Origin of the sequence: Kitasatospora fiedleri (genome assembly GCF_948472415.1) — a bacterium.
In the GTDB taxonomy this organism is placed as follows: Bacteria; Actinomycetota; Actinomycetes; order Streptomycetales; family Streptomycetaceae; genus Kitasatospora; species Kitasatospora fiedleri.
In genome coordinates this window covers 420,983-437,841 of sequence record NZ_OX419519.1, presented here as the reverse complement: position 1 = coordinate 437,841, position 16,859 = coordinate 420,983, and the positions used below count along the sequence as shown (strand labels likewise).

Here is a 16,859-nt window from a genome sequence, read left to right as displayed (position 1 = left end):
CACCGCACGTGGCGAAATCCCGAGTGCTGGTCGTCAACAACGGGACGCTGTCCCTGAAACAGCTCCGCAGCCGCTTCGAGGAGCTCGGCTCGGAGACCGAGGTGGCCGCCGCCGCCGAGCTCCCCGCCCGGCTGGACGGCCGCTACCAGGCGATCGTGCTCAGCGGCACCAAGGTCCGCGCCTACGACGGCGAGTTCTACAAGCCGCTGATCGACCTGGTCAACGAGGCGGACGTCCCGGTCTTCGGGATCTGCGGCGGCATGCAGGTCATCGCCGTCGCGGCCGGCGGCCGGCTCGCCGAGGGCCCGCAGCGGGTCGGCGGCCACCGGGCGCAGGTCGACAAGGAGGAACCGCTCTTCGCGCACGTCGGCCCGGAGGTGACGGTCTTCCACCGGCACACCCTCTACCTCCAGGAGGCGCCCGCGGGCTTCCGCTCGATCGGCCGCTCCGAGCACGCGCCGGTGGAGTTCATCCGCTCCGACGACGGCCGCATCCTCGGCTCCCAGGCCCACCTGGAGTTCCGCAGCGACGGCCGGGAGATCCTGCGCGGCTTCGCCCAGCTCTACCAGTGACCCCCGTCCGGCCCGCCGAGGCGGCACACGACCCCGAACCGTCCGTGTACTGGAGGACCCCGCAATGACTTCGACAGACCCGCAGCCGCCCGCCTTCACCACCCACCTCAACGGCAGCGGCGGCACCCTCAAGGGCTGGGTGGTGGTCGACTCCCTGGTCGACGGCCTCGCCATGGGCGGCACCCGGATGACCCCCGGCGTCACCGAGGAGGAGGTCGCCGGACTGGCCCGCGACATGACCGAGAAGTTCACCCTGGCCGGGCTGCGGATCGGCGGCGCCAAGGCCGGCATCGTCTCCGACGGCAGCAACCGCGAGCAGACCTTCCGCACCTTCGGACGCACCGTCAAGCCGCTGCTGCACGGCGGCATCCACCTCGGCATCGACATGGGCGTCACCCCCGCCGACCGGGCGGTGTTCTTCGAGGAGGCCGGGTACGACCCGCGCTACCGGCTCGGCGCCCCCGACATGCCGATCGACTGGCGCACCTACTACGAGCCGCTGATCGACTGCACCGGCCACGGCGTCGGCGTCGCCGCCGTCACCGCCCTGGAGGCCAACGGCCGCACCGGCCCGGCCCGGGTGGTGGTCCAGGGCTTCGGCGCGGTGGGCCGCGCGGTCGCCCAGTTCCTGGAGGACCGCGGCCACCTGATCGTCGGCGTCGCCGACATCGGCGGCACCATCAGCGCCGACCGGCTGCCGGTCGCCGACCTGATCGACATCACCGACGAGTTCGGCCGGATCGACCGCACCCGCCTCCCGCAGGGCGTCACCCTCTCCGGCGAGCCCGACGCCTGGCTCGACGTCGACGCCGACCTGCTGGTCCTCGCCGCCCAGAAGTACGCGCTCAACGCCGAGAACGCCCACCGGCTGCGGGCCCGCCTGGTGGTCGAGGGCGCCAACCTCGCCTCCACCGCCGAGGCCAAGGAGAAGATCGCCGCCGCCGGCGCCGTCCTCGTCCCCGGCGTGATCGCCAACATCGGCGGCGCCGGCTCGGCCGCCCTCGCCGTCACCCGGGTCGTCCCCTTCCACCTGCCCGCGCAGGCCCGCAAGCAGTGGGTCTTCGACTGGGTCGCCGACCGGGTCCGGCAGAACACCCGCGACCTGCTGGAGATCGCCGCCGGCCGGGCCGGCAACCCGCTGCCCGAGCTGCTCGACGTGCGCCGCAAGGAGCGCGGATGACCGCCGCCGCCGAGACCGTCACGACCGGTCACACCCCTTCGGAGGAGACGGACTTCGCACCGAGCCCCGAACTCGCCGCCGCGTACCTGCGGCGCGGCTGGTGGCGCCGGGAGACCTTCCTGGACGACCTGCGCCGGCAGGCCCGGCTGCGCCCGCGCAAGCTCGCCATCGCCGCCCGCCGGGTCGGGGAGTCGCGCACCGACACCCTCGACTACGCCGAACTCGCCCGGCTGACCGACCGGTTCGCCGTCGCCCTGCTCGAACTCGGGGTCCGGCGCGGCGACTTCGTCGCCGTCCAGCTCCCCAACCGGTGGGAGTCGGTGCCGCTGCTGTTCGCCGCGATCCGGATCGGCGCGGTGACCTGCCCGATCGACCCGGTCTGCCAGGAGGACGAACTGCGCCACCGGCTCGAACTGACCGGCGCCCGGGTCTGCGTCACCGTCCCGGAGTGGAACGGCTACCCGCTGGCCGCGCACCTCGCCGCCCTCAAGGCCGACCTGCCGCTGGAGCACGTGGTGGTGGTCGGCGGGCGCAGCCCCGGCACCCTCTCCTTCGAGGACCACTTCGTCGCCACCCCCTGGGAGGAGGGCCGCACCGGCGACCTGGACGGCCTCGAACTCACCCCCGACGAACCGTTCGTGGTGCTGTTCACCTCCGGCACCACCGGCCTGCCCAAGGGCGTCCTGCACAGCCAGAACACCGTCCACGCGGCGGTCCGCGGCTACGCCGACACCTTCCTGCTCGACGACAGCCTGGTCGCGGCCGTCACCACCCCGCTGGTGCACTACTCCGGCTTCGGCCAGGGCGTGCTGACCGGCGTCATGGTCGGCGGCACCGTCGCCTTCCAGGACCTCCGGCGCAACGACGTCCTGCTCGACCTGGTCGAACGGTACGGCGCCACGCTGATCTACGGCCCGCCGAGCACCTTCGCCGACGTCATCCGCGCCCAGCGGGCCGAACCGCGCGACGTCTCCACCCTGCGGCACGCCATCACCGGCTCCGCGCCCGTCCTCCAGGACCTGGTCGACGACGTCCGCGAGACGCTCGGCGCCCGCACCTACTCGGTGTGGGGGATGTCCGAGTTCGGGCCGGTCACCATCACCCGGCTCGACTACGACGCGGACCGGGCCGCGTACAGCAACGGCGGACCGATCGACGCGATGGAACTGCGCGTGGACGACCCCGACCGCCCCGGCACCCGGGCCGACGTCGGCCGGCTGCGGGTGCGCGGCGCGGCCCGCGCGCTCGGCTACCACCGGCGCGCGGACGCCTTCGCCGCCGAACTCGACGCCGACGGCTGGTTCGACACCGGCGACCTCGCCCGCACCGACGGCCGGGGCGGCATCCGGATCCTCGGCCGGGCCCGGGACGCCCTGCTCCGGGACGGCGCGGTCGTCCCGACCACGGAACTGGAGGCGATCGTCTCCCGCCACCCCGACGTCGCCGAGACCGCCCTGGTCGGCACCACCGGCCGCCCCGACGACCCGATCCTCGCCGTCGTCGTGCCCAGCGGACCCGCCCGCCCCGACCTGGACGGCATCCTGGCCCACCTGCGCGCGGCCGGTCAGGAGGAGCGCTTCCTCCCCGACCGCCTGGTGCTGGTCGACGCCCTGCCCAAGACGCTCACCGGCAAGGTCCGCAAGGCCGAACTGCGCCGCAGCCATGGCGGGCAGTGACCCCGCTCCCGCCGGGCGCCCCGCCCCGGCGGGGCCCCCGGGACCTGCCGGGCTCGCGGGCTCCGCGAGGTCTTCGGGACCTTCGGGGCCTGCGGGGCCGGGGCGCGGCGGGGCCACGGCGGGCGGCGTCCCCGTCCGGCCCGCCGGCCGCCCTCCCGTCCGACCCGAACCGACCCGTGGAGTCCGCCCATGACCGAGCCCGCCCCGGTGACCCTGTCGGCGACGCTGGCCGCCGACGAGGCACTCGCCCGCCGGCGCGCCGCCGGCGAGCAGGTCCTGATGATGGCCAGCGGGGAGATCGGCCTGCCCGTCCTCCCCGAACTGCGGGAGCGGCTGGCCGCCGCCGTCGGCGAGGCGACCTACGGCCCGGTGGCGGGCAGCCCCGCGCTGCGCGCCGCCGCCGCCGGGTACTGGCGGCGGCGCGGCCTGGCCGCCGAACCGGACGCGGTGGTCGCCGGGCCCGGCAGCAAGTCCCTGCTGTTCGCCGCGGTCAAGGCGATCGGCGGTGACGTGGTGGTGCCCCGGCCCAGCTGGGTCAGCTACGCGGCCCAGGCCGCGCTGGCCGGGGCCACCGCCCTGCGGGTCCCCGTCCGGCCCGGCGAGGGCGGCGTGCCGGACCCGGACGCGCTGCGCGAGGCCGTCCGGGCCGCCCGCGCCGCCGGGCGCGACCCGCGTTCGGTCGTGGTCACCCTGCCGGACAACCCCACCGGCAACGTCGCCTCGCCCGACACCGTGCGGCAACTGGCCGAGGCCGCCCGGGAACTGGACCTGACCGTCATCTCCGACGAGATCTACACCGACCTGGTCTTCGACCCGGACACCCCGGCCGCCTCCCCGGCCCTGTTCGCCCCCGAACGCACCGTCGTCACCGGCGGACTGACCAAGAACCTGGCGGTCGGCGGCTGGCGCACCGGCGTCGCCCTGCTGCCCTCCGGCCCGGCCGGCCGGCAGCTGCGCGAGCGGCTGGTCGCCGTCGCCAGCCAGATCTGGTCCAGCCCGCCGGCCCCGTCCAGGCCGCCGCCGCCTACGCCTTCGACGAACCGCCGGAGGTCACCGCCCGGGTGGCCGCCGCCACCCGGCTGCACGGGCAGGTCGTCCGCGCCGTCGCCGAACGGTTCACCGCCGCCGGCGCCCTGCTCGACCCCGTCCGCGCCACCTGCTACCTCTACCCGGACTTCGAGCCGCTGCGCGAGCCGCTCGCCGCCCACGGCGTGCACACCGGCACGGAGCTGGCCCGGCTGCTCACCGACCGCCACGGCCTCGGCGTGCTCGCCGCCGAGGAGTTCGGCGAGGACCCCGGGCCGCTGCGGCTGCGCGCCGCCACCAGCCGGCTCTACGGCGACACCGCCGAACGGCAGGAGGCCGCGCTGGCCGCCGCCGACCCGCTCGACCTGCCCTGGATCAGGGCGTCCGTCGACCGGATCGAGGAGGTCCTGGCCGACCTCGCCGCCCCGCCCGCCACCGCATCCGCCACCCCACTTGTCACCGCGCGCACCACCCCACCCGTCACCGCGCGCACCACCCCACCCGTCACCGCGCGCACCACCCCACCCGTCACCGCACGCACCACCCCACCCGTCACCGCACGCACCGTCCGGCCCGCGCCGGACCGCACGCACCAACGAGCTCAGGAGGAACCGGAGATGGCCGTACTCTTCGAATGCGAATACCAGGGCCAGCGGTACGCGGGCTTCGAGAAGCCCGTCCCCGGCGCCCCGCTGACCCTCTACCGGGTCAACGACGGCCGGCTGCAGGCCGAGTTCATCGCCGCCGAGAACCCCGAGGACGTCATCGCCGCGATCAAGGCCGAGGCCGAGCCGGTCGTCGTCGAGGGCGGCGAGCAGGAGATCCGCTACCTGCCGCCGCTGCTGCCCGAGGCCACCGGCAACGCCCTGCTCAGCGGCTTCATGCGCACCCACCGCTCGAAGTTCGAGAAGGAGCCGGTCGAGGGCGAGGAGTTCGTGGCGCCGAACTGGTTCTTCAAGGGCTTCGGCTCCTGGCTGCGGCTGCCCGGCGACCCGCTGGTCGCGCCCAAGCGCTCCGTCGCGCTGATCGAGGAGCCCGAGGTGGCCCTGGTCTACGTCAACGACGACGCGGGCAACCCGCGGTACGCCGGGTACACCTTCGGCAACGACCTGTGCGACATCGGCCTGCACATCCGCAACCCCGGCTGGAACCCGTACTGCAAGCTGGTCGACACCTCCATCGCGCCCTGGCTCTTCCTCGGCGAGCCGCCCTCCTCGGTCACCGGCCGGGTCACCATCGAGCGGGACGGCGCCACCGCCTGGGAGGGCCCGTTCGACTGCGGCGAGGACGCGCTGTACTTCAAGATCCAGGCGATGGTGGACAACCTCTTCGAGTACCCGGCGCTGCGCCGCCCCGGGCTGGTCCACTACCTGCTGCTCGGCGCGGACCAGGCCAGCTACCACGACGGGTTCCGGATCGCGGACGGCGACCGGATCACCATCGACGTCAGCAGCCACGGGGTGGTGCTCTCCAACCAGGTGGTGTTCGGCCTGCCGGACTCCGCTTCCTGATCCTCCGTCAACTGCTCGTCCTGATCGTCCTCTTGTGGACGCCCCGGTCCGGACCACCGGGCCGGGGCGCTCCCGTGCGGCCCCTTCTGAGTACGGATGCTCAGGCGGGCCGTCCGCGTACGGCCCTAGCGTGGCGGGCGGAGGACTCGGGCGGGGCGCGACGGGCCGGGGCGTGATGTGCCGGTGCGTGGTGCGCGGCCGGGGCCTCCCCGACAGCCCGACCCAGGGGGGAGAGCACCATGCCCAAGAGCGTGAAGATCGCCATCGCCACCGTCCTCGCGGCCATGGTGACCGTGGCCGGCTACGGCGTCTACAACATCGCCACCGCCCTGACCGGCGGGTCCGGCGGGGCGGCCGGGGCGCGGCCCGCGGTGACCGGGCCGCCGACCGCCGAGCAGGCGGCCGGCGCCGCCCGGGCGTTCCTCGCGGCCTGGGCCGGGGGCGACCTGTCGGGCGCCGCCGCGGCCACCGACGACCCCGCCGCGGCGACCACCGCGCTGACCGCGTTCCAGCGCCGGGTGGGGCCGAGCGCGCTCCACCTGACCGCGGGCGCACCCGCGGCCGGCCCCGACCCCTCGGCGGCGGGCTCCACCCCGTCCGCGACCCCGGCGGACACCGCGCTCTCCGTGCCGTTCGGCGCGAGCGTGGAGTTCGCCGGGACCGGCACGCCGTGGACCTACGACGGTGTGCTCGGCCTGGTGCGGACCCGCGACGGCCGGACCGTCGTGCACTGGACGCCGCACGTGATCCACCCGCACCTGGACGCCGGGGAGAGCATTGCGGTGCGGCCGGTCGCCGGGGCACCCGCCGGCATCACCGACCGCAACGGCAAGCCGCTGACCGGCTTCCCCTCGCTGGCCAAGTTCCTGGAGCAGTCCACGGCGCGGGTCCCGCAGGGCGGCACCGCGGACGACGGCTCCGCCGTGCTGATCACCAAGGACTCCGACGGCACGGCGGAGAAACTGTTCACCGTCACCGAACCCCGGCCGCTCCCCGCCCTGAGGCTCACCCTGGACGCCCGCCTCCAGGAGGCCGCCGAAGCCGCCGTCGCGAAGCAGTCCGCGGGTGGCACCCGGGCCGCCTCGCTGGTCGCGATCGAGCCCAGCACCGGCCACGTCCTGGCCTACGCCTTCTCCCCGTCCACCGGCTCGAACCCGGCCTTCACCGGCTCCACCCCGCCCGGCTCGACGATGAAGGTGGTCACCGCCGCCGCCCTGCTGGAGGCCGGGATCACCCCGTCCACCCCGGTGCCCTGCCCGGCCACCACCCTGGTCACCGGCCTCCCGGTGGCCAACGACTTCGCGGACGCCCGGCCCGGCAACACCTTCGCCGACGACTTCGCCCAGTCCTGCAACACCGCCTTCCTGGAGAAGGGCCGGGACGTGCTGAAACCCGACAGCCTGCCGAGGACCGCCATGGAGGTGTTCGGCCTCGGCCTGGAGTGGAAGACCGGCCTGACCAACTTCGACACCAAGATTCCGATCGAGTCGAACATGGCCGCCGCCGCCCCGAGCTCATCGGCCAGGGCCGGGTGCAGACCAATCCGCTCGCCATGGCCTCGGTCGCGGCGACCGTCCAGAACGGCACCTTCCGGATGCCGATCCTGCTGCCCGACCTGCCGCAGCAGCCCGCCGCCCGGCGGCTCTCCAAGGGCGTGCTGAACGACCTGCGCGCCCTGATGACCCGGACCGCGCAGAGCGGCACCGCCGCCGGACCGATGGCCGGCATCCCCGGCGCCGCCGCCAAGACCGGCACCGCCGAGGTCGGCGGCGGCAAGCCCGCCGACAGCTGGTTCACCGCCTACCGGGGTGACCTGGCCGTGGCCGCCGAGGTCGAGGGCGGCCTGCACGGCGCCCAGTCGGCCGGCCCGGCCGTCGCCGAACTGCTGCGGATCGGCAACGGCTGAACCGCCGCAGTCCGGCGACGGCCTGCCGTCCGGGGCGGGCGGTGTCCGGTCCGGCCGGTTTGGTCGGTTCGGCTCGGTCCGCTCGGCTGCCGGCCGTTTCGGCCGAAGGCCCCGCCGGGTGCCTGCCGGACGCGGGTGGCGCGGCCCGCCCGAAACCTCGCCCGGGCCGCCGTCAGCCGAACGGATGAATCCGCCGACGGCTGCGCCCCGTACGACTCCCTCGCCCGGCCGCCGGCCACCCCGCCGCCCGCACCGTCCCGGCCACCGGTCGGCCACCGGACGGGCAACGGTCGGGCAACCCCCCTCGAACAGGCCCGCGCCGCCCGCGAGTCGGGAGCCGGGAGCGCGCGCCGACCGTCGGGCACCGCGCCGGACGGCTACGTCCGGGTGCTCGAAAACGCCCCGTTCGACCCGGGCGCGCCCGGGGACGGCCCACTTGAACGGAGCGCGCCCGATCCCCGACCATCGGATGCCCAACCAGCCTCGGAAGGTGGGGACTTGTCGCCCCGACCGGGCGGGCCCTGCCCACCCGTGAGACCGGATACGGAGCCTCGATTGCCAGTCACCAGCACGGAGATCGATGCCGTCACCCGCGCCTACCTGGACCGTCACCCCGCCGAACGGGCCCGCCTCCGGCCGCTGCTGGAGCGGTCGGCCACCGCGGCCGAGCCGACCGGCCGCACCACGTCGCCTGCGCACGTCACCTGTAGCGGAGTCGTCCTCGACCGCGACCTGCGGGTCCTGCACGTCCGCCACCGGGCCACCGGGCTGCTGCGGCGCCCGGGCGGCCACACCGAGGCCGGGGACGGGAGCCTGCTCGCGACCGCGATCCGCGAGGTCGAGGCGGAGACCGGCATCCCGGCCGGTGCGCTCCGCCTCGCCCCGCAGCTGCTCGACGCGCCCGTCGACATCCAGGCGGACGACATCGACCCGGAGCCGGCCCAGGGCGAAGTCGCCCACCGGCACTACGACTTCCGCTTCGTCCTCCACCTCACCGACGACGGCACGCCGCCACGGACGGCGGAGGTCGCAGGGTTCGAGTGGCGCCCGCTCGCCGAGGTCGCCCCGCCCGAACTGCACGCCAAACTCCTCGCCGCGGGCCTGACCGGCCGGACCGAGCCGGTGAACGCCTCCGCCGTCGTCCACAACGGCCGCGGCCAGTACCTGCTCCACCTGCGCGACAACTTCCCCGGCATCTGGGCGCCGGGGGAGTGGAGCCTGCTCGGCGGCGGACGCGAACCCGGCGACGCCACCATCGAGGCCACGCTGCGCCGCGAACTCGCCGAAGAGGTCCCCGGGTTGCGCCTCGGTGAGGTCGAACCGCTGACCGTCGAGTGGACGACCGACCGGCACGGCCTGGCCGTCCCGATCCAGATCTTCACCGCCCACTGGGACGGCCACCCCGACACCGCGGACCTGCGCGAGGGCGTCCTCGTGCACTGGTTCCGCCCCGACGACCTGCACCGCCTCCACCTGCGCGACTCCACCCGCCGCCTCGTCCGGCACCACGCCGCCACCCGCACCGGCGGACCGGCCTCCCACGGAAGGAGCCCCCGGTGATCGTCTGGCTCAACGGCCCCTTCGGCGGCGGGAAGACCACCCTCGCCGCCACCCTGCGGAGCGAGCTGCCCGGGGCGTCCTGGTCGACCCGGAGGAGGTCGGCTTCCTGCTGCGCCAGGTCTTTCCCGGCAAGTACGCCGACTTCCAGGACAACCCGGCCTGGCGCCCCCTCGTCGCCGAACTCGCCGTCCGCTGCCACCGGGAGAACGACGGCGGGCCGGTGATCGTCCCGATGACGCTGCTGCGCCGGGACTACGCCGCCGAGATCCACCACGCCATCCGCGCCGCCGGCGTCCCGCTGCGCCACCTGCTGCTGCACGCCGACCCGGACACCGTCCGGGCCCGCATCGACGCCGGTGCCGAGTTCCCCGGGGACGAGGAGCGCAGCGAGAAGGTCCGCGTCTTCCGGCGCGGCGAGCTGCCCCGCTACACCGAGGCGTACCGGGGGTGGCTGGCCGCCGCCGCCGACGTCATCGACACCGCCCGCCGCACGCCCCGTCAGGTCGCCGACCGGGCCCTGGAGGTCCTCGGGGCGCTGCCGGGCCGTGCGCCACGGCCTCGGGAGGAGTCGGCATGATCGACGGTTGGACCACGCTCTCGTCGACCGTTCAGTACCGGGGAGCGCGGCTGGTGGTGCGCCGTGACGCGGTCCGGCGGGCCGATCGGAGCACGGGGACCTACGAGTTCACGGAGTCCGTCGACGGGGTGCGGGTCGTGGCGCTCGACGGGCGGGGGCGGATCGCGCTGGTGGCGGAGGACGTCTACGCGTGCGGGCAGCGGTTGCTGATGTGTCCCGGGGGAGGGTGCGAGCCGGGGGAGGAGCCTGCGGCGGCGGCGCGGCGGGAGTTGGCGGAGGAGGCCGGGGTCCGGGCCGACCGGGTCGAGCCGTTGACGGCGATGTGGCGGATGCCCGCCGGTGCGCGCACCCGGGAACACCTGTACCTCGCCACCGGTCTGACCGTCGGCGAGCACCGCCGGGAGGCGAGCGAGGCCGACATGGAGGTGTGCTGGGTGCCCCTGCCGGAGGCGGTGGCCATGTGCGCGGACGGCCGGATCACCGAGGCGGGCACGCTCGCCGCCGTCCTGCTGACGTCGCGGCGCACGGCCGTCCCCGGCTCGTCCGCCGGTGGCGCGGCTCGGGGGTGACGGCGGCGCGCGGGCGAGGGGTGCGGATGCCCTGGACTTACTAGGACGTCCAACTATATGGTGGGCGACAGGTCCGCGGTGTCAGGGAAGCCGGTGCGAGTCCGGCACGGTCCCGCCACTGTGACCGGGGAGTCCGTCCTCGCAGACGAGGGCCACTGGCAGCCAGCCGGGAAGGCCGGGGGACGGGCGTCGATCCGGGAGTCAGGATACCGGCCGCGGTGATCCGTGTTTTCCACGAGGATGGAGACGACACGCCATGACCCCGGGCTGCCCCCGTACCGCCGGTGCGCCATCCGGTCACGTGCCGAAGCCCGCCGGGGCCGAGAACCCCTGACGACGTGTCAGGCCGCCGCGCCCGCGCGGTGGCCGCACCGCCGCGCACCCACCCCCGCCGGCGGCCTCCACTCCTCCTCTCCGCACCACCCAGGACGGGAGAAGGAACCGATGGTACGAGAACTCACCCACCACGTGTCCGGCAAGCCGGTCGTCGGCACCTCCGGCCGCTTCGGCGACGTGTACGACCCGAACACGGGCCGCGTGCAGGCCCGGGTACCGCTGGCGAGCCGGGCGGAGGTCGCCGACGCGGTCGGCGACGCGGCCCGGGCGCAGCCCGCGTGGGCGGCCTGGAACCCGCAGCGGCGGGCCCGGGTCATGCTGCGCTTCCTGCAACTCGTCGAGCAGGAGCGGGACTCCCTCGCCCGGCTGCTCTCCGCCGAGCACGGCAAGACCGTCGCCGACGCCCACGGGGACCTCCAGCGCGGCCTGGAGGTGGTGGAGTTCGCCGCCGGCGTCCCGCACCTGCTGAAGGGCGAGTTCACCGACAACGCGGGTACCGGCATCGACGTCTACTCGATGCGCCAGCCGCTCGGCGTGGTCGCGGGCATCACCCCGTTCAACTTCCCCGCGATGATCCCGCTGTGGAAGGCCGCGCCCGCCCTGGCCTGCGGGAACGCCTTCGTCCTCAAGCCGTCCGAGCGCGACCCCTCGGTGCCGCTGCGTCTCGCGGAGCTGTTCCTGGAGGCAGGTCTGCCGCCGGGCGTGTTCAACGTGGTCAACGGTGGCAAGGAGGCCGTCGACGCGCTGCTGGAGGACCCGCGGGTACAGGCGGTCGGCTTCGTCGGCTCCACTCCGATCGCCCAGTACGTCTACGCCACCGCCGCCGCCCACGGCAAGCGGGCCCAGTGCTTCGGCGGGGCGAAGAACCACCTGGTGGTGATGCCGGACGCCGACCTCGACCAGGCCGCGGACGCGCTGATCGGCGCCGGGTACGGCTCGGCCGGGGAGCGCTGCATGGCGATCTCGGTCGCCGTTCCGGTGGGGAGGAGACCGCGGACGCCCTGGTGGCCAAGCTGGTCGAGCGGATCGCCGCGCTCAAGGTCGGCCGGTCGGACGATCCGGAGGCGGACTTCGGCCCGCTGGTCGGCCGCGACGCGGTGCGGCGGGTGCGCGAGTACGTGGACAGCGGTGTCGCCGAGGGCGCCGAACTCGTGGTCGACGGGAGGGACTTCCGGCTGGAGGGGCACGAGGACGGGTTCTTCCTCGGTGCCTGCCTCTTCGACCGCGTCACGCCCGGGATGCGGATCCACCGGGAGGAGATCTTCGGCCCCGTGCTGTGCGTGGTCCGCGCCGCGGACTACGAGGAGGCGCTGCGCCTGCCGAGCGAGCACGAGTTCGGCAACGGTGTGGCGATCTTCACCCGGGACGGCGACACCGCCCGCGACTTCACCCGTCGGGTGAACACCGGCATGGTCGGGGTCAACGTCCCCATCCCGGTGCCGCTCGCCTACCACACCTTCGGCGGCTGGAAGCGCTCCGCGTTCGGCGACCTCAACCAGCACGGCCCGGACGCGATCCGCTTCTACACCCGCACCCGGACCGTCACCTCGCGCTGGCCCTCCGGGTCAAGGAGGGCGCGAGCTTCACCATTCCGACGATGGGATGAGCGCGGTGTACGACCTCACCGATGAGCAGCGGGCGATCGCCGAGGCGGTCCGCGCCTTCGCGGACGAGCACCTCGCCCCGCACGCCGTCGCCTGGGACCGGGACAAGCACTTCCCGGTGGACGTCTTGCGCAAGGCCGCCGACCTCGGCCTCGGCGGCGTGTACGTGCGCGAGGACGTCGGCGGCTCCGGCCTCTCGCGCCTGGACGGCGTGCTGGCCTTCGAGGCGCTGGCCACCGGCTGCCCGTCGATCGCCGCCTACCTGTCCATCCACAACATGGTGGCCTGGATGGTCGACCGGCACGGCGACGAGGAGCAGCGCGCCCGCTGGCTGCCCCGGCTCTGCACGGCCGAGCACCTGGCCGCCTACTGCCTGACCGAGCCGGGCGCCGGCTCCGACGCCGCGGCGATCACCACCCGGGCCGTCCGGGACGGCGGCCACTGGGTGCTCGACGGCGTCAAGCAGTTCATCTCGGGCGCGGGTGCGGCCCGGGTCTACCTGGTGATGGCGCGCACCGGCGGGCCCGGCGCCAAGGGAGTCTCGGCGTTCCTGGTCGACCGGGAGGACGCGGGCCTGTCCTTCGGTCCGAACGAGCGGAAGATGGGCTGGAACGCGCAGCCCACCCGGCAGGTCCGGCTGGACGGCGTCCGGTTGCCCGCCGACCGCCTGCTGGGCACCGAGGGCGGTGGATTCCGGATCGCCATGGCCGGGCTCAACGGTGGTCGGCTCGGCATCGCCGCCTGCTCCCTCGGCGGCGCACAGGCCGCACTGGAGCGCTCCCTCATCCACCTCGGCGACCGCGAGGCGTTCGGGGCCCGACTGCTGCACGCCCAGGCGCTCCAGTTCCGCCTCGCCGACATGGCCACCGAACTGGAGGCCGCCCGCGCGCTGCTGCACCGGGCCGCCTCCGCCCTGGACCGGGCCGACCCGCGCGCCCCCGAACTGTGCGCCATGGCCAAGCGCCTGGCCACCGACACCGGATTCGAGGTCGCCGACCGGGCCCTCCAGCTCCACGGCGGCTACGGCTACCTCGCCGACTACGGCATCGAGAAGATCGTCCGTGATCTGAGGGTGCACCAGATTCCTGGAAGGGACCAACGAGATCATGCGCGTCATCGTCGCCCGCGGCCTGATCGGAGTCGCCTGATGGCCGACAACGGCACCGAGGAGGTGCTCGTCCAGCGAGAGGGCCGGACCGGGCTGATCGTCCTCAACCGACCCAAGGCCCTCAACGCCCTCACCCACGCCATGGTGCGCCGGATCGCCGGGGCACTGGACGACTGGGAGCGGGACGACCGGGTCACCACCGTCGTCGTCACCGGCGCCGGCGGTCGCGCCTTCTGCGCCGGCGGCGACATCGTCGCCATCCACCGGGCCGCGACCGGCGGAGACCCGGGCGCGGCCGAGGAGTTCTGGCGCGACGAGTACCGGCTGAACGCCCGGATCGCCCGTTACCCCAAGCCCTACGTCGCCGTCATGAGCGGCATCGTGATGGGCGGCGGCGTCGGCGTCTCCGCCCACGGCAGCGTCCGGATCGTCACCGGGACCACCCGGATCGCCATGCCCGAGACCGGGATCGGCTTCGTCCCGGACGTCGGCGGCACCTACCTGCTGGCCCTCGCCCCCGGGGAACTCGGCACCCACCTGGCCCTCACCGCGGGTTCGGCCGACGCGGGCGACGCGCTGCTGTGCGGGCTGGCCGACCACTACGTGCCCGCCGAACGGCTGCCCGCACTGCTCGACGACCTCGCCGAGCTCTCCGTGCACGACGCCCTCGCCCGGTACGCCGCCCCCGCGCCCCCCGCAGACCTCGGCCGACACCGCGAGTGGATCGACCACTGCTACGCGGCGGGCACGGTGGAGGAGATCCTCCACCGGCTCCGGAACAGCGGCGAAGCGACGGCGCGACAGGCCGCCGACCGCATCACGGCCAACTCGCCGAGCGCGGTGAAGGCCACGCTGACGGCCCTGCGCCGGGCCCGTGCCCTCGGACCGCTGGAGGCCGTCCTCGACCAGGAGTACCGCACCTCCTGCGCGGCTCTCACCACACCCGACCTGGCTGAGGGGATCCGGGCCCAGGTCATCGACAAGGACCGTGCCCCGCGCTGGAACCCGGCCACCCTGGAGGCCGTCACCCCGGCGGCCGCGGCCCGCTACTTCGCCCCGCTCGGCGACCGCGAACTCGGCCTCGCCGCCCACGACCTCCTGGAGCGCTGGTGACCCACGACATCGCCTTCGTCGGGCTCGGCAACATGGGCGGCCCGATGGCCGCCAACCTCGTCGCGGCCGGACACCGGGTGACCGGGTACGACCTCGTCGCACGGCCCGGGACAGGGCCGCCGGCCGCGGGGTGGCGGTCGCGGACTCGGCCGCCGCCGCGGTCGCCGGGGCGGATCTGGTGATCACCATGCTGCCGACCGGGCGACACGTTCTGGACGCCTACCGGGAACTGGCCCCGGCCGCCCGTGACGCGCTGTTCGTGGACTGCTCCACGATCGCGGTCGAGGACGCCAGACAGGCAGCCGACCGTGCCCGGGCCGCCGGGCACCGGGCCGTCGACGCACCGGTCTCCGGCGGCGTGGCCGGTGCGGAGGCGGCGGGCCTGACCTTCATGGTGGGGGCCGACGGTGCCGACTTCGCCGCCGCGGAGCCCGTGCTGGCGGCGATGGGCCGCCGGGTCGTCCACTGCGGTGCTTCCGGTGCCGGGCAGGCCGCCAAGATCTGCAACAACATGATCCTCGGCGTCTCCATGATCGCGGTCAGCGAGGCGTTCGTCCTCGGCGAGCGCCTGGGCCTGAGCCACCAGGCCCTGTTCGACGTCGCCTCCGCAGCCTCCGGGCAGTGCTGGGCACTGACCAGCAACTGCCCGGTGCCCGGCCCCGTCCCCGCCAGCCCCGCCAATCGGGACTACGCGGCGGGATTCGCCGCCGCGCTGATGGCCAAGGACCTCGGGTTGGCCGCCGAGGCGGCCGCCACCGCCGCAGTTCCGGCCGAACTGGGCGGCCGGGCAGCCGAGCTGTACGCGGCCTTCGCCCGGGGCGAGGAGGCGGGGCTGGACTTCTCCGCGATCATCCACACCCTCCGGAAGGACCCCGCATGACGTACGAGACGATCCGGGTCGAACGCAGCGGGCGGGTGGGGCTGATCACCCTCGACCGGCCGAAGGCGCTGAACGCCCTCAACACCCAGCTGATGACCGAAGTCGTCTCCGTGGCAACGGAGTTCGACCGTGACCCGGAGATCGGCTGTCTGGTCGTCACCGGCTCGGAGAAGGCGTTCGCCGCCGGGGCCGACATCAAGGAGATGCAGGCACTCGCCTTCGTCGACGCCTACCTGGGCGACTGGTTCGCGGCCTGGGACCGCTTCGCTGCCCTGCGCACACCGGTGGTCGCCGCGGTGTCCGGGTACGCGCTGGGCGGCGGCTGCGAACTGGCGATGATGTGCGACGTCCTGTTGGCGGCGGACAACGCGAGGTTCGGCCAGCCGGAGATCAAGCTCGGAGTCATCCCCGGCATCGGAGGTTCGCAGCGGCTGACCCGGGCGATCGGCAAGGCCAAGGCGATGGAGCTCTGTCTGACCGGCCGGACGATGGACGCCGAGGAGGCCGAACGGGCCGGCCTGGTCTCCCGGATCGTCCCGGCGGACCGGTTGCAGGCCGAGGCCCTGGCCACCGCCGGGACGATCGCCGCGATGTCCGCCCCGGCGGCGGTCATGCTGAAGGAGAGCGTCAACCGCGCCTTCGAGACGATGCTCGCCGAGGGCGTCCGCTTCGAACGCAGGCTCTTCCACGCGGTCTTCGCCACCGCGGACCAGAAGGAGGGCATGACGGCGTTCGCCGAGAAGCGCGCACCGTCGTTCACCCACCGCTGATCCGCCGACGGGGTCTTGTGGGCTCGCCGCAGAGCCTTCTGCGGCGAGCCCACAAGACCCCGCTCATCTCAGGATGCGGACGATTTGGCGATTCTTCCCACGGCACCTCGGTGTTGGCCGTATTCTGGCCGGTGCAGCTGGTTCGCCCCGTCCGCCAGGCGGGGCGTCGTAAGAGGGAACCCGGTGACGCCTTCAACGGCCAGTCCGGGACTGCCCCGCAGCGGTGAGTGGGAACGACCGCCGTCATACGCACTGGGTCCGGACGGACCTGGGAAGCGACGGCCAGTAGGTGCCCGGGAGTGTCGAACTCCCCGGGTGTGCCCGCGAGTCCGAAGACCTGCCCGCTGTCCGTGCGCGACCGTTCGCGCGCGGTCTTCCGGTGACCTCGTGGGCGGGTCGGCGTGCATACCAGGCGGAGCCGTGTCGGCGTCCGTCCGGTTCGGCATACCTTCGCGTCCTCGTCCCGTCCCG

General features: G+C 74.4%; 10 protein-coding genes, 4 pseudogenes and 2 riboswitches. All 14 genes and pseudogenes read left to right on the top strand.

The window, feature by feature from the left end:
• Positions 1-8: 8 nt before the first annotated feature.
• On the top strand, positions 9-572 hold the full coding sequence (locus tag QMQ26_RS02355) for a type 1 glutamine amidotransferase (RefSeq protein WP_100834658.1): 564 nt from the start codon (positions 9-11) through the stop codon (positions 570-572).
• A 64-nt stretch (positions 573-636) separates the two neighbouring features.
• Positions 637-1,752, top strand: coding sequence for a Glu/Leu/Phe/Val dehydrogenase dimerization domain-containing protein (locus QMQ26_RS02350; RefSeq protein WP_282204592.1), 1,116 nt, complete (start codon positions 637-639; stop codon positions 1,750-1,752).
• Positions 1,749-3,428: an AMP-binding protein gene (locus QMQ26_RS02345; protein WP_282204591.1), complete on the top strand. Its 1,680-nt coding sequence runs from the start codon at positions 1,749-1,751 to the stop codon at positions 3,426-3,428. The genes QMQ26_RS02350 and QMQ26_RS02345 overlap by 4 nt, the downstream gene beginning before the upstream one ends.
• Positions 3,429-3,617: 189 nt before the next feature.
• Positions 3,618-4,906 (top strand): annotated as a pseudogene (locus QMQ26_RS38615) (pyridoxal phosphate-dependent aminotransferase); the annotation flags it as partial.
• 1,298 nt (positions 4,907-6,204) lie between these two features.
• Positions 6,205-7,626: a penicillin-binding transpeptidase domain-containing protein gene (locus QMQ26_RS02335; protein ID WP_282204590.1), complete on the top strand. Its 1,422-nt coding sequence runs from the start codon at positions 6,205-6,207 to the stop codon at positions 7,624-7,626.
• Positions 7,518-7,871 carry a penicillin-binding transpeptidase domain-containing protein gene (locus tag QMQ26_RS02330; protein WP_282204589.1) on the top strand — a complete coding sequence of 118 codons (354 nt, stop codon included), beginning with the start codon at positions 7,518-7,520 and terminating at the stop codon, positions 7,869-7,871. The genes QMQ26_RS02335 and QMQ26_RS02330 overlap by 109 nt, the downstream gene beginning before the upstream one ends.
• Positions 7,872-8,426: 555 nt before the next feature.
• Entirely contained in the window at positions 8,427-9,431 is a 1,005-nt protein-coding gene (locus QMQ26_RS02325) for an NUDIX hydrolase (RefSeq protein ID WP_282204588.1), read from the top strand.
• 4 nt (positions 9,432-9,435) lie between these two features.
• Entirely contained in the window at positions 9,436-10,008 is a 573-nt protein-coding gene (locus tag QMQ26_RS37865; RefSeq protein ID WP_404814145.1) for an AAA family ATPase, read from the top strand.
• Complete coding sequence (locus tag QMQ26_RS02315; protein ID WP_282204586.1) at positions 10,005-10,577, top strand: NUDIX domain-containing protein; 573 nt, start codon at positions 10,005-10,007, stop codon at positions 10,575-10,577. The genes QMQ26_RS37865 and QMQ26_RS02315 overlap by 4 nt, the downstream gene beginning before the upstream one ends.
• A 41-nt stretch (positions 10,578-10,618) precedes the next feature.
• A riboswitch (cobalamin riboswitch) is annotated at positions 10,619-10,809 on the top strand.
• Between the two features lie 212 nt (positions 10,810-11,021).
• Positions 11,022-12,519, top strand: a pseudogene (locus QMQ26_RS02310) (CoA-acylating methylmalonate-semialdehyde dehydrogenase).
• Positions 12,516-13,665 (top strand): annotated as a pseudogene (locus QMQ26_RS02305) (acyl-CoA dehydrogenase family protein). Before QMQ26_RS02310 ends, QMQ26_RS02305 begins: the two co-directional pseudogenes overlap by 4 nt.
• The gene (locus QMQ26_RS02300; protein ID WP_282204585.1) at positions 13,665-14,738 is read left to right on the top strand and encodes an enoyl-CoA hydratase/isomerase family protein; all 1,074 of its coding nucleotides are present in this window, start codon (positions 13,665-13,667) and stop codon (positions 14,736-14,738) included. Before QMQ26_RS02305 ends, QMQ26_RS02300 begins: the two are co-directional and overlap by 1 nt.
• Positions 14,735-15,618 (top strand): annotated as a pseudogene (mmsB, locus tag QMQ26_RS02295) (3-hydroxyisobutyrate dehydrogenase). The gene QMQ26_RS02300 and the pseudogene mmsB overlap by 4 nt, the downstream one beginning before the upstream one ends.
• Complete coding sequence (locus QMQ26_RS02290) at positions 15,615-16,388, top strand: enoyl-CoA hydratase (RefSeq protein ID WP_282204584.1); 774 nt, start codon at positions 15,615-15,617, stop codon at positions 16,386-16,388. Before mmsB ends, QMQ26_RS02290 begins: the two are co-directional and overlap by 4 nt.
• A gap of 121 nt (positions 16,389-16,509) precedes the next feature.
• Positions 16,510-16,747: riboswitch (cobalamin riboswitch) on the top strand.
• Positions 16,748-16,859 lie beyond the last annotated feature (112 nt).

Bases quoted from the DNA above. Each gene is read 5' to 3' on its own strand.
- QMQ26_RS02345 (WP_282204591.1), top strand. From the start codon at position 1,749: ATGACCGCCGCCGCCGAGACCGTCACGACCGGTCACACCCCTTCGGAG.
- QMQ26_RS02300 (WP_282204585.1), top strand. From the start codon at position 13,665: ATGGCCGACAACGGCACCGAGGAGGTGCTCGTCCAGCGAGAGGGCCGG.
- QMQ26_RS02290 (WP_282204584.1), top strand. From the start codon at position 15,615: ATGACGTACGAGACGATCCGGGTCGAACGCAGCGGGCGGGTGGGGCTG.
- QMQ26_RS02350 (WP_282204592.1), top strand. From the start codon at position 637: ATGACTTCGACAGACCCGCAGCCGCCCGCCTTCACCACCCACCTCAAC.
- QMQ26_RS02315 (WP_282204586.1), top strand. From the start codon at position 10,005: ATGATCGACGGTTGGACCACGCTCTCGTCGACCGTTCAGTACCGGGGA.
- QMQ26_RS02330 (WP_282204589.1), top strand. From the start codon at position 7,518: ATGGCCTCGGTCGCGGCGACCGTCCAGAACGGCACCTTCCGGATGCCG.
- QMQ26_RS02335 (WP_282204590.1), top strand. From the start codon at position 6,205: ATGCCCAAGAGCGTGAAGATCGCCATCGCCACCGTCCTCGCGGCCATG.